This is a genomic window from Psychrobacter sp. 1Y4 (assembly GCF_051847555.1).
This window is the reverse complement of the sequence record NZ_JBPYDE010000012.1, coordinates 38,636-51,371: the sequence shown is the minus strand read 5'-3', so window position 1 is coordinate 51,371 and position 12,736 is coordinate 38,636. Positions and strand designations below refer to the sequence as shown.

General features: G+C 43.8%; 10 protein-coding genes and 2 pseudogenes. 11 read left to right on the top strand and 1 reads right to left on the bottom strand.

Features of this window, described 5'->3' with window-relative positions; genetic code table 11:
• The first annotated feature begins 286 nt into the window (after positions 1-286).
• The 11 genes and pseudogenes from ACS8FC_RS10945 (at position 287) to ACS8FC_RS10895 (ending at position 10,196) form a co-directional block, all read left to right on the top strand.
• Complete coding sequence (locus ACS8FC_RS10945) at positions 287-1,438, top strand: acyl-CoA dehydrogenase family protein (RefSeq protein ID WP_439296793.1); 1,152 nt, start codon at positions 287-289, stop codon at positions 1,436-1,438.
• Between the two features lie 62 nt (positions 1,439-1,500).
• A complete protein-coding gene (locus ACS8FC_RS10940; RefSeq protein ID WP_439296833.1) occupies positions 1,501-2,706 on the top strand; it encodes an acetyl-CoA C-acetyltransferase in 1,206 nt (401 codons plus the stop codon).
• Positions 2,707-2,760: 54 nt separating this feature from the next.
• Entirely contained in the window at positions 2,761-4,947 is a 2,187-nt protein-coding gene (locus tag ACS8FC_RS10935) for a 3-hydroxyacyl-CoA dehydrogenase NAD-binding domain-containing protein (RefSeq protein WP_439296792.1), read from the top strand.
• On the top strand, positions 4,940-6,052 hold the full coding sequence (locus ACS8FC_RS10930; protein WP_439296791.1) for a CaiB/BaiF CoA transferase family protein: 1,113 nt from the start codon (positions 4,940-4,942) through the stop codon (positions 6,050-6,052). Before ACS8FC_RS10935 ends, ACS8FC_RS10930 begins: the two co-directional genes overlap by 8 nt.
• A 150-nt stretch (positions 6,053-6,202) precedes the next feature.
• Positions 6,203-7,270, top strand: coding sequence for a maleylacetate reductase (locus ACS8FC_RS10925; protein ID WP_439296790.1), 1,068 nt, complete (start codon positions 6,203-6,205; stop codon positions 7,268-7,270).
• A 32-nt stretch (positions 7,271-7,302) separates the two neighbouring features.
• Positions 7,303-7,452 (top strand): annotated as a pseudogene (locus ACS8FC_RS10920) (phosphoenolpyruvate carboxylase); the annotation flags it as partial.
• A gap of 175 nt (positions 7,453-7,627) precedes the next feature.
• Positions 7,628-7,768, top strand: a complete 141-nt coding sequence (locus ACS8FC_RS10915) for a hypothetical protein (protein WP_439296789.1) — start codon at positions 7,628-7,630, stop codon at positions 7,766-7,768.
• 192 nt (positions 7,769-7,960) lie between these two features.
• The gene (locus ACS8FC_RS10910; protein ID WP_439296788.1) at positions 7,961-9,100 is read left to right on the top strand and encodes a M14 family metallopeptidase; all 1,140 of its coding nucleotides are present in this window, start codon (positions 7,961-7,963) and stop codon (positions 9,098-9,100) included.
• Positions 9,101-9,421: 321 nt separating this feature from the next.
• Positions 9,422-9,535, top strand: a pseudogene (sdhB, locus tag ACS8FC_RS10905) (succinate dehydrogenase iron-sulfur subunit); the annotation flags it as partial.
• Between the two features lie 11 nt (positions 9,536-9,546).
• On the top strand, positions 9,547-10,011 hold the full coding sequence (locus ACS8FC_RS10900; protein WP_439296787.1) for a hypothetical protein: 465 nt from the start codon (positions 9,547-9,549) through the stop codon (positions 10,009-10,011).
• 11 nt (positions 10,012-10,022) lie between these two features.
• The gene (locus tag ACS8FC_RS10895) at positions 10,023-10,196 is read left to right on the top strand and encodes a hypothetical protein (RefSeq protein ID WP_439296786.1); all 174 of its coding nucleotides are present in this window, start codon (positions 10,023-10,025) and stop codon (positions 10,194-10,196) included.
• A 242-nt stretch (positions 10,197-10,438) separates the two neighbouring features.
• Here the strand turns inward: ACS8FC_RS10895 and ACS8FC_RS10890 are convergent, their stop codons facing one another.
• Positions 10,439-12,607, bottom strand: coding sequence for a heavy metal translocating P-type ATPase (locus tag ACS8FC_RS10890; RefSeq protein WP_439296785.1), 2,169 nt, complete (start codon positions 12,605-12,607; stop codon positions 10,439-10,441).
• Positions 12,608-12,736: the final 129 nt, after the last annotated feature.

Genomic DNA, 12,736 nt, shown 5'->3' with positions numbered 1-12,736 from the left:
TTTTAAGTCAGCTTTGTAAGCTTGACGTAATTATAGTCAACTTATTATCTGAATGCTATCTCCATAAAAAAGCCCCAATACGGGGTTTTTGCGTAATTATGATGTTATAGAATGGATTAAAGCAATGATTAAAAACATAATAACCTCGCTTGCAATTAACGATACTGGCTAATAATCAATAAAGTTAATGACCTAGTAGTTCATGAGCTTTGGTTTGGCAGGCATTGTATAAACAAGTATAGTAAATAATCAAATTACCTAGTAACCCAAGACCAAGGATGGATCAATGACTATTGCATGCTTTAAGCCAAAGTGGATGGATGAAGAGATTGAAATGCTGCATGAGAGTGCGCTCAAAGTATTTAGAGATTGGGAAGCACACGATGAGAAGTGGCGTGAAAACGGTATGCTCGATCGGGAAGCTTGGCTAGAAGCAGGCGAGATGGGGTTTTTGTGTGCTTCAATGCCAGAAGAATACGGCGGGGCAGGTGGTGACTTTCGTCATGAAGCAGCGCTGATTTATGCGCAATCTGAAGCCAATCAAGCAGGCTTCGGTGGCTTTTTGCATTCAGGCATCGTCGCCCCTTATATTTTGCATCATGGTACTGAAGAGCAAAAGCAAAAGTGGCTACCCAAAATGGCAACAGGGGAGTTAATCGGCGCGATTGCTATGACTGAGCCGGGCACAGGCTCAGATTTGCAAAACATCAAGACCTACGCAGTCAAAGAAGGCGATGATTATATTATCAATGGTTCAAAGACCTTTATCACTAACGGTCAATTGGGTAATTTAATTATCGTTGCTTGCAAAACTGACCGATCTCTTGGCGCTAAAGGTGTATCGCTTATAATTGTCGAAACCGATAATGCTCCGGGGTTTGAGCGTGGCAAAAAGCTTAAAAAACTCGGCTTAGCCTCACAAGATACCTCAGAGCTGTTCTTCAATAACATGCGCGTGCCGCAAGCCAATTTGTTGGGTACGGTTGAAGGGTTAGGTTTTGCGCAATTAATGCAAGAATTACCGCAAGAGCGTTTGATCGTAGCACTGGCAGCGATTGGGGCGATGAAATTAGCACTAGATTTGACCATTGACTATACCAAAGAACGCACCGCTTTTGGCAAGCCGGTATGGAGCTTTCAAAATACCCGCTTTAAGCTGACAGAATGTAACACACACTATATTGCCTCAAGCGCCTTATGTGATGCTGCTATTGAAGCATTGGTCGAAGATAAGCTCACGGTGCAGCATGCTGCTTTAATTAAATATTGGGTGACCGAAAAACAGTGCATCGTAATGGATGAGTGCGTCCAGTTATTTGGTGGTTATGGCTATATGATGGAATATCCGATTGCGCGTTTGTACGCTGATGCGCGGGTACAGAAAATCTATGGCGGTACCAACGAGATTATGAAAGAGCTGGCGTCACGCTTTATGTAAGCGACTCGTTTTTTCAAATTTTCATCAAAACCATTTCATTAAGACTATAAGGATATAGCATGATTCAGACGGCTTATATTTACGACGCCATTCGTACCCCTCGCGGTAAAGGCAAAGCAGGCGGCAGCTTAAATCAAGCGACACCCATTTGGCTGGTACGCACCTTACTTAATGCCATGCAACAGCGCAATGATTTAGACACTAGCTTGGTCGATGATGTGGTGCTCGGCTGTGTGACCCCAATCGGCGAACAGGGGGCAGATATTGCCCGCATTGCGGTGCTTGATGCGGGCTGGCATGAAACGGTCGCTGGCGTGACATTGTCGCGGTTTTGCGCCTCTGGCCTTGAATCTATTAACTTGGCGGCGAGTAAAATCATGTCAGGTATGGAGGATATGGTCGTTGCAGGCGGTGTCGAATCAATGAGCCGTGTAAAAATGGGCGCAGATGGTGGCGCTTGGTTTATGGATCCGCGGGTAAATTCTGTGACTGGCTTTGCCCCGCAAGGCGTTGGTGCCGATACCATTGTGACACTTGAAGGGTTTAGTCGTACAGATGTTGATGCCTTTGCTACCGAGTCGCATCAGCGCGCTACTAACGCATGGGCTGCTGGCTATTACGACAATGCGGTAATACCTGTGCATGATTTAAATGGTCGATTGTTGCTTGATAAAGATGAGACCATTCGTCCCGATACGACAGTCGATACTTTAGCAGGGCTCAAGCCTTCCTTTGCCCAGCTTGGCGCGATGGGCTTTGATAGCGTCTTGCTGGACAAATATACCAGCATTGAGCGTATCAATCATGTGCATCATGCTGGTAATTCCTCTGGTATTGTTGATGGCGCTGCGCTTTGCCTTCTGGGGAGCGAAGCTGCGGGTAAAAAAGCAGGATTGCGTCCGCGTGCAAAAGTCATTATGGCGTCGGTCATTGGCTCTGAGCCCTCTATTATGCTGACCGGTCCGACACCTGCTTGTCAAAAGGCGCTCAAAAAAGCCGGTATGACGGCAGCCGATATTGATCTATGGGAAATCAATGAAGCGTTCGCCGCGATACCGATGAAGACGGCGAAAGATTTGGGCGTTTCATTGGACAAAGTCAACGTTAATGGTGGCGCTATTGCGATGGGACACCCGTTAGGAGCCACGGGTGCCATGCTACTTACCACTGTGCTTGAAGAGTTAGAGCGCCGTGATTTAAAAACGGCGATGATTACGCTTTGTGTCGGTGGCGGTATGGGCATCGCCACTATCATTGAGCGTGTATAAGCTATCTGTAAAACAATGGTTAAATAATAAGTTTGAATTTAAAAAGGAATAATAATGAGCATGGATTGCACCCCAACGATTAATAAGTTGGCAGATTTTTCTGCTGAGCGTGACGATGACAATATCGTAACAGTCACTATCAACCAAACCGAGCGTCAGATGAATGTGATTGATGATACTTTTAATCAATCGTTTAAAGTATTGGTCGATGCTTTCACAAACGATGAGACGGTTAAAGGGCTTATCTTAACGTCAGGTAAAGACAGCTTTATCGTTGGCGCAGATATTGACCAGCTCGCGAGTATTCATACTCACGAGCAAGCGTTTGAATTGGCGGAGTCGCTCAAAGCAAGCCTACGTAAGCTTGAAAAATCTGGCAAACCGGTCGTTGCCGCGATGACAGGTTCGGCGCTTGGTGGCGGGCTAGAAGTTGCGTTGGGCTGTCATTACCGACTCGCTATTGATTCACCTAAAACCAAACTTGGTTTGCCCGAGGTGAAATTAGGCTTACTACCTGGCGGCGGTGGTACTCAGCGTCTCATGCGCCTACTTGGCATGCAAAAGTCGCTTGAGATGATGACTCAAGGTAAAATTGTCAATGCTACCGCTGCTAAAGATATTGGGTTTATTGATGCGATAGCTAGTGACAAAGACGACATGTTACACCAAGCTAAAGCGTGGATTAAAGCCAATCCTGACGCACAGCAACCGTGGGACAAAAAAGGCTTTAGCATTCCTGGTGGCAATGCGAATAACCCAAAGAACGCGCAAATGCTATCTGTTGCACCAGCTATGGCGTACCAAAAATCTCACGGCAATTATCCTGCCATTACCCATATTATGTCTTGCGTATTTGAAGGTAGCTTACTTGCTATCGATGCTGCCCTTGAGGTCGAATCGAGCTACTTTGCCGCTTGTGTGCTGTCGCCTGAATCTAACAATTTAATCACTTCTATGTGGACGCAATTAAACCAAATTAAAAAAGGACAATCGCGTCCTAACAGCTTTGATCGTCAAAAAGTAAATAAGGTTGCGGTACTTGGCGCAGGGATGATGGGTGCTGGGATTGCATATGTTGCCGCCAAAGCGGGCATCAATGTGGTGCTATTAGATACCAGTATTGAAAACGCAAATAAGGGTAAACAGTATTCAGAAAACCTACTTGATAAAGCCATTAATCGCGGACGCTCAAACGATACCAAAAAAGAAGCGTTATTAAGTAAAATTCAAACCACCATTTCCTATGATGATATTGCAAGTTGTGATTTGGTCATCGAAGCGGTATTTGAAAATCGCGATATCAAAGCCAAATGTACTGAGCAAGCAGAAGCCGTCATCGCTGAAACGGTCGTTTATGCTTCTAATACGTCGACCATTCCTATTACGAGCTTAGCCACTACAAGTAAACGTCCTTCTCAATTCATCGGGCTGCACTTTTTCTCACCAGTCGATAAGATGCCCTTAGTTGAGATTATCATGGGCGAGCAGACTGATGATGCAACCTTAGCAAAAGCTTTTGATTTTGTGCTACAAATTGGCAAAACGCCTATCGTCGTCAACGACAGTCGCGGCTTTTATACCTCGCGCGTATTTGGTACGTATGTGTCAGAAGGTATTGCGATGTTAGGTGAGGGCGTACATCCTCGACGAATTGAAGTGGCTGGTCTTAAAGCTGGTATGCCGATGCCGCCGCTTGCACTGCAAGATGAGGTGTCGCTTGATTTATCATTGCGTATTAAAGAACAGACCAAAAAAGATACAATCAGCGAGGGTAAAGAGTGGGTCAGTCATCCGGCAGAAGCGGTACTTAAAGTGATTGCAAAAGATCATGAGCGCTTAGGTAAAAAGGTCGGCAAAGGCTTTTATGATTATTCGCAAAATACAGAGGGCAAGGGTGATAAGCAGTTATGGCCAAAATTGACTGAGCTATTTCCATCCGTTGATGAGCAGCCAAACATGGCAGAGCTGATAGATCGCCTCCTCTATATTCAAGCCAACGAGTCAGCGCGCTGTTACGAAGAAAACGTCTTACGCTCTGTCGCTGAAGGTAATGTAGGCTCTATCTTTGGTTGGGGTTTCGCCCCGCCTCAAGGGGGGACGCTACAGTTTATCAATGCGGTAGGAATAGAAAATTTCGTTAAGCGTAGTCATGAGCTGGCCGCTAAGTTTGGTACGCGTTTTGAGCCTGCACAAATTTTGATAGAAATGGCAAAAAAAGGCGAGGTGTTTTCAGATGACTAATAGAGAGTTAATACCGGACAGTTCGATATCAGGTATCTCAAAAAGCATGATGGCTGACTGTCTAAACGGGCTCAAAGTTGTCGATCTCACACGTAATCTTCCCGGTCCGTTCGCGACGCGCTTACTCGCCGATCTTGGTGCAGAAATCATTAAAATTGAACCAGAAAATGGCGATCCAGGACGGGCATTTGGTGAACTATTCAAAGCTTTAAACCATGGCAAACACTGCGAAAAAGTGGATTTTCGTAGCGAAGCAGGCATTGAAGCAATAAAAGCGCACATCAAAGATGCAGACGTTATGCTTGATAGTTTTCGCCCTGAGGTCCTTGTTGGAATGGGTTTAGATGCCGCTACTTTACATGCTATTAATCCAAAACTGGTGATGGTTTCTATCACAGGCTATGGTATTCCAGAGGCGCTTGATGCTACAGGTAAGTCTTGGGCAGCGAAGGCGGGGCATGATATCAACTTTATGGCAATGAGCGGCACCCTCGATCAACTCAAAACAGCCTCAGGCGATCAAGCTATGCCCAATATGCAATTTGCAGATTTGGCTGGTGGTAGCGATACCGCAGTGATTACCTTATTAGCAGCGGTACTTGCCGCTAAAAATACTGGTCGCGGTCGACACATAGCCGTGAGTATGACGCATAGCTTGTATCAGCATCTGGTCATGCCAAAAGCGACAGCTGATATGATGAAAAATATAAATGGACAACGCCCAGAGCCTCAGAATGACTTCTTGGGTGGATGGCTGCCGTGCTATCGGTTGTACAAAACACAAGATGGTCGCCATATGGCAGTCGGCTCGTTGGAGTTTAAGTTCTGGCGATTATTATGCGAGACCTTAGACTTATCTGAATACGTTGATGCTCATTGGCAGCGTGGATCAATGCCAAATACAGCTGAGAGTAAACAAGCTGAGCAAGCAATGATAGAGAAGTTTGCTAGTCAAACGATGACGTATTGGGAAGAATTGTTCGCAGAGGTTGATGCTTGCGTAACCCCAGTACTTAATTTGGCAGAAGCTCAAAGCCATCCTTTGTTTGCGCATCAAGACAAGTATCAAGCGACTGCCAGCTGGCAGGTTATTGCTAGTGTATAAACTCAGTTAAACGTCATTGATATTTCATTTTAAGCAAACGGTTTTAATTATTGGTGTAAAAAATCCAGATGAATTAGGTGATATTTCTCCATGCTAACGATATTCCAGCGTATTCTCAGTGAGACTTGCTTTTCAAGTCAGGATGATATTATGAAAGATTTTCATTACCAAGCGTTACCGCTCGACGTTCATTTTGGGAACGGTAAGTCAGCTGAAGCCAAAGATATTCTAATACAGCATGGTTATCGTAAAGTTATAGTAATTACGACACCGGGTCAAAAAGAAGCAGGTCAGAAGTTATCGCAGCAACTACAAGAGATTTCAGCAGGCGTGTATCCGCACGCTGTCATGCATGTTCTGGTAGAAGTCGCGGACAAGGCGGTAGAGTTTGTCCAATCAAACGACATTGATTGTTGCCTGGCTTTGGGCGGCGGCTCTACGATTGGACTTGCCAAAGCCATTGCATTAAAGACGCATTTACCGATAGTCGCTATACCAACTACCTATTCAGGTAGCGAGATGACAACTATTTATGGCATGACTAAAAACAATCTAAAAACCACAGGTAAGGATATTCACATCCTACCCAAAGTAGTGATTTATGATCCAGAGCTAAACTTAACCTTGCCTGCGCAAATCTCGGCTTGTTCAGGTATGAATGCCATGGCACATGCGATAGAAGCGCTATATGCTGAGGATAAAAACCCAATTGTCAGTCTCATGGCGGTTGACTCTATCAAAGCATTAAAGTCTGCTTCGCCTGTGATTGTAGATGACTTGAGCGATATTTCAGCACGCCAGAAAGCAACCTATGGTGCTTGGCTTGCTGGAGTTTGTCTAGGATCAGTTGGTATGGCCATTCATCATAAGATTTGCCATACTTTGGACGGCACATACAGTCTGCCACATGCTCAAGCACACGCTATTACGCTTGCGTATTCAGTGCATTACAACCGTAACGCTGATATTGAAGCCATGGATCGATTGGCAGAGGCTTTAGGTGTTAGTAGCCGTGAAGAGGTCGGTTTAGAAATTTATCGTTTAAATCAATCCTTAAAGATTCCGTTGGCACTAAAAGACATTGGTCTACCCAAAGAGGGTCCAGCTAACGTGGCACAAATCGTCTGTGATAGTCCTTATTATAATCCTCGTGATTATGACTATGAGGAATTAAAAGATTTATTAAATAAAGCGTATCAAGGACTACCTCCTGCTTAAGAGTGACATGAGAGTTGTCGTTCGGCGCAAACGATTTATTATGGTCATCTAGTGAAGTGCGTACACGTACACCTTTGGTTTATGACGAGATAAATAATGGTCTCCATTATTTTAACGCCGTTTTATTTCATGCCATTCCTAAAGTCTATCGTAATATTAAAAAAGCCATTATTGATATCTATCTTATGAAACTACAGGTTCAATATTGTCTTTGAGAAGGGAGTGATCAGATTTAAGCGTAGTACTTTTAGACTAAGCGATAAGGGCGCTTCATGTTTTATTTTTGAAAGTGGTCTGCTGATGTGCTATCTAGTCATGGTGGTGTATCTTCATATTAGCCTATAACAAGCCTTGATTATGGAGGCGTCATTGGTTGTACTTTATCTGACTTATACTTTCTCTTATGACTGGACTTATGACAAAATTTTCCCAATACCGTATTTTAATTATGAAAAAATAAAGCGGTATCTGTGTAAACCAAAGCTATTCATCGAGTGATTTGTGATGTTGATGGATGCTAGAATAGACTAGAAATTTAAAGTTATCACCTAGATAAAATCCGTGATTGATTGAGCTTTTTAGGCTATAAAGTATATAGTTTAAAAGGCTTTACTGTATTTTAAGGTGGATAAAATACTTCTAAATTTAGAATTGATTTTCAGATTTTTAAGAACTCATTAAGGATAGATTATGTATATCACTGCAAATTTCGATGCAGGTAATATTGATGTTATCAATGTAGAGAATAAAAAAGATATTCAATTGGCGATTCGCCCAGATGTTGGTGGCGAATTTTTTCAGTGGTTTAATTTTCGTCTGTCAGGTGAGATTGGCGAGCGATATACTCTTAATATCCTAAATGCAGGGGAGGCGTCATACGTTGAAGGGTGGGAAAATTACCAAGCGGTGGCTTCCTACGATCGGGAGTATTGGTTCCGTCTGCCTACCACTTATAAAGACGGCAAATTAACCATCGTGGCAGAATTGGAATGTGACACCATTCAAATTGCGTATTTTGCCCCTTATAGCTATGAGCGCCATCAAGATTTATTAGCAGCTGTACAAACGCATCCGTTGGTGACATTGGAGCATTTGGGTGACACCCTTGATAAGCGTGACTTAACCTTAATAAAAATCGCTAATAAAGATAGCAATAGTGATGTGAATAAACGCAACATTTGGATTACGGCCCGTCAGCACCCCGGCGAGACCATGGCCGAATGGCTGATTGAAGGTTTGCTGGATAGTTTGTTAGATGATGACAATGCTACTGGTAAATTGTTATTAGAAAAAGCGAACTTCTACATTGTGCCGAATATGAACCCAGATGGGAGTGTACGCGGACATCTGCGTACTAATGCAGTTGGCACCAATTTAAACCGTGAATGGTCAAATCCAAGCTTGGAGAAAAGTCCTGAAGTATTTCATGTCATCAATAAAATGGAAGCGACTGGCGTGGATCTATTTTATGACGTGCACGGCGATGAAGCATTGCCTTATGTGTTTCTTGCCGGCTCTCAAGGGACGCCAAGTTATAACGAGCGCCTCGCACATTTGCGTGATAGATTTTCAGAGGTATTAAAGTTAGCCAGTGCCGATTTTCAGTCTGAAGTGGGCTATGATATTGATGCGCCAGGTAAAGCGAACATGACGGTTGCAACTAATTGGGTGGCGGAACGCTTTGATTGCCTTGCCAATACTTTAGAGATGCCTTTTAAAGATAACGATAATCTACCGGACGCAGACACAGGTTGGTCACCAGAGCGTTCTAACAAATTAGGGGAAGCCTCATTAGTTGCCATGTTGGCAGTGGTGGATGATTTACGTTAGTTAATGATTTAGATCAGTTACTTAGGGTAGATGCCTAATATAGTAGATGCCTAAGCTCAATTGTAAATATCCTCCAGGTCAAACACCCCATTTGATTAAGCCTTTCAAGCTATAAAACATATGGCTTGGAAGGCTTTTTTGCACTTAATCAACAAAGGAGTTTAGATATGTTATATCCCGTTGCTATTACTAAGGGCAACAGCTCTACAGCGCCCGCTATATTTATATCCTGATATAGAGAGATGTTTTTCAGCGGCAGACGATTATCAAGATGCTTTTGCTAATGCGATAGAAGCTATTGAATTGACCTTGAAGGCTTGTAGCTTATTCCGTTGCCGAGGTATTATGAACTGCGTGTTGTATTGTCCAAAAGGCTTGAATCCAACCAAAGCCATTGGCAATTTGCGTAACATGCTAATTAATCAAGCGGGTTGAGGAGCGAAGCTATGACTCAAGGGGATAATAACTATCATCAAGACATTTCTCAGCCTGATATTTTCAATAAAACGTTAGATACTGATGACAGTTGGATTAAGAAAATATGGGCGAGGGCAGATGAGTTTGGGCTCAAGGAGTTCGAAGTCCCTCGTGATAAAGAGTCATTGCTAGCCATAACAAAGCTAGATATTTTAGAGCCTGAACGTGATGAACAGCGCTCAAGAGACCTTTATAGAATAGGCTATATGCCCGATGAGCTCGCTAATCTTACCAGTCTAGTAGAAATAAATATCAGTGGTATCTCTTCAAGTCATTTACCGCAGAATATAGGTCAGCTTAGCAATCTAACCAAACTGTCTATTAGTCATTCTAAGCTTATAGTATTGGGCAGCTTATTAACCCAACTAAGCTCAATTTTAATCATTCCAAGTTTGAAGTCCTACCTACCAGCATCGGGCAACTCAAGAATCTAGCTGAGATTTTTATGAGTTATTGCAAATTTGATGAGCTGCCTAATAGTATTGGACAGCTGACCAGCCTGACTAAGCTTGAGCTTATTCATTGTAATCTTAGAGATCTGCCGGACAGTCTTTTGCAGCTAACCCATTTAAAATGTATCAATCTTACTGGAAACCCACTTGATAGACTTTCTTTGTAGATAATAGATCATTTACGTTCTATAGATAGAGTATACGGTTGGGATAAACAGTCACACTATTAACGTCTGTTGTGGCAAACTTAATTGGTGAATTCGACTAGGAATCAGGTAGCGTATTTTTTATATCAATGAAATGGTCATACCGTTAATACTAAATAAGTTGATTGTCAAAAATCGTTTAAAACGATGTTGTCGATAATTTTCGGGCTTCAGCTCTAATAGGTCACTTACCTAGAAATTTATTATTCTATTCTTTTTTCAAGCGATGAAGCGCCTTTAAAACGCAGTAAACGCAAAGCATTGAGCGTGACCAGAACCGTCGCGCCAGCATCGGCCAGTACCGCAATCCAAAGTCCTGTAATACCAAACACAGTAGTAATCAAAAATATGCCCTTTAGTCCGAGCGCAAACGTCACATTTTGATGAATATTGGTCATCGTGGCACGCGATAGTGCAATAAGATTGGCAACGTCCATCACGCGGCTTTTCAACAGCGCAATATCAGCCGTTTCGATAGCCACATCGGTACCACTACCCATAGCAATACCGACATCTGCTGTTGCTAGTGCTGGTGCATCATTAATGCCGTCACCAATCATCGCTATTTGGTTGTTATTTTTCATCTCGCTTAGCAGACGTAGCTTGTCTTCAGGTAACAGCTCAGCCTTCCATTCTATATCTAACTGACTGGCAAGCGCTTTTGCTGTACGGCTATTGTCACCTGTGAGCATGACAGAGCTCACGTTCATTGTGCTCAGCATTGATACAGCCTGCTTTGCATCTTCTCGCAGCTCATCACGCAGCGCGATCAATCCAAGCGCCTCACCTTTTTGCTCATCAAACAAGATCGAAACCGTTTTTCCTTCATTTTGCAGGGTCTCGATTTGCGTTTGCTGCGTCATCGGCAACGTAGTTTTCTCTGCTATGTAGACTGGTGAGCCAATGCTTAAAGAGCGCCCAGTGACCGTAGCATGTACGGCTTTACCCGCAGTAGCAGAAGCATCGGAGGCATCAAGGATAGTTACCTGAGCGTCTTTGGCATGATCTACAATAGCTTTAGCAAGTGGATGACTAGAAGCCGAATCTACGCTTGCAAACAGTGCCAATAACTTGTCTTGACCTTTAGCGTCCGTATGCGCTGAGGTAAAGCCGATAATATCGGTTACCCGTGGCTTACCTTCGGTTAGCGTACCTGTTTTATCAAAAGCGACGGTACTGACTTGACCAATCAATTCCATGACATTACCGCCTTTGATAAGCAGTCCGTGACGCGCACCGACCGCCAAACCTGAGGCGATAGCGGCTGGTGTTGAGAGTACCAACGCGCAAGGGCAGGCAATGAGTAATAGTGCTAGACCACGATATAGCCATGTCATCCATTCTACGCCCATAAATAGCGGTGGAATGACAATAACCAGCGCAGCAAGTGCCATTACGATAGGCGTATAGTAGCGGCTAAAGGTTTCAATAAAGCGCGCGGTCGGGGCTTTAGATGCTTGCGCCTGCTCTACAAGCTCGATGATACGTGCAATCGTATTATCAGCCGCTGTTTTCTCCACGCGTATGTGTAGTACGCCATCGACGTTAATTGAGCCAGCAAAGACCTCATCGTTTATAGTCTTAGCGACAGGAACGGACTCACCAGTCACAGGCGATTCATCAAGGCTGGACGTTCCTTGAATAATGACGCCATCAGCAGAGACTCTATCTCCAGGACGCACCAGCACTTTATCATTTACTTGTAGTGAAGCTGCTGGCACCTGACGCTGTTGACCTTGTGCGTCTAATAAAATGGCAGTCTTTGGTACAAGCGCCGATAACGCTCTAATACCAGCGCGGGCATGATCGGCCGCTACGCTCTCTAACAGCTCACCAACAGAGAACAAAAAGACCACTGCAGCCGCTTCTTCAGCTTCACCGATGATAAGGGCGCCAATGGCTGCGACGGACATGAGCATTTCAATTGAAAAAGGCGAGCCTGTCAGCGTCAATGCAAACGCTTTGCGGGCAAATGGTATGACGCCGATAACGACAGCAGCAATAAAAGCCCATGTGCCATAGGCAGGAAAAACCAATGATAAGACGTAGGCTGCGCTCATCAACAGACCAACACCAATGACCTGTTTGCCCTTTAACGTTTGCCACCAGCGCTGGTCGTTTACTGTTGTTTGAAGCTCATTGTTGCCTGCCTCATTTTGTTGGTCGGTTAACTCTGACACACCAAATCCAAGACGCTTGATGGTTTTTTCGATATCTGTGTTTTTAGTTGCCGCATTAGGCGCTAAGGTTAGCGCGAGCTTTTGGGTGGCAAAGTTTAGCTGAACATCAGAGACACCAGGCATACGTGTCAACGCTGTTTCAATCTTGCCCACGCAACTGGCACAGTCCATACCTTCAATATGATATTGCATAATATTTTATCCTCTTATTAAAGGTATTATGAACCCTATAGTGGCTTTAGGGTCAAGGCTTTGATTAACCAGTTTGTTTGATTTTTCACTTACTGAACCTTATAGTTACTTTATGGTCTAAATTTTAGA

Coding starts and splice junctions, on each gene's coding strand:
- ACS8FC_RS10945 (WP_439296793.1), top strand. CDS start 287: ATGACTATTGCATGCTTTAAGCCAAAGTGGATGGATGAAGAGATTGAA.
- ACS8FC_RS10935 (WP_439296792.1), top strand. CDS start 2,761: ATGAGCATGGATTGCACCCCAACGATTAATAAGTTGGCAGATTTTTCT.
- ACS8FC_RS10930 (WP_439296791.1), top strand. CDS start 4,940: ATGACTAATAGAGAGTTAATACCGGACAGTTCGATATCAGGTATCTCA.
- ACS8FC_RS10925 (WP_439296790.1), top strand. CDS start 6,203: ATGAAAGATTTTCATTACCAAGCGTTACCGCTCGACGTTCATTTTGGG.
- ACS8FC_RS10915 (WP_439296789.1), top strand. CDS start 7,628: ATGGAGGCGTCATTGGTTGTACTTTATCTGACTTATACTTTCTCTTAT.
- ACS8FC_RS10910 (WP_439296788.1), top strand. CDS start 7,961: ATGTATATCACTGCAAATTTCGATGCAGGTAATATTGATGTTATCAAT.
- ACS8FC_RS10900 (WP_439296787.1), top strand. CDS start 9,547: ATGACTCAAGGGGATAATAACTATCATCAAGACATTTCTCAGCCTGAT.
- ACS8FC_RS10895 (WP_439296786.1), top strand. CDS start 10,023: ATGAGTTATTGCAAATTTGATGAGCTGCCTAATAGTATTGGACAGCTG.
- ACS8FC_RS10890 (WP_439296785.1), bottom strand. CDS start 12,607: ATGCAATATCATATTGAAGGTATGGACTGTGCCAGTTGCGTGGGCAAG.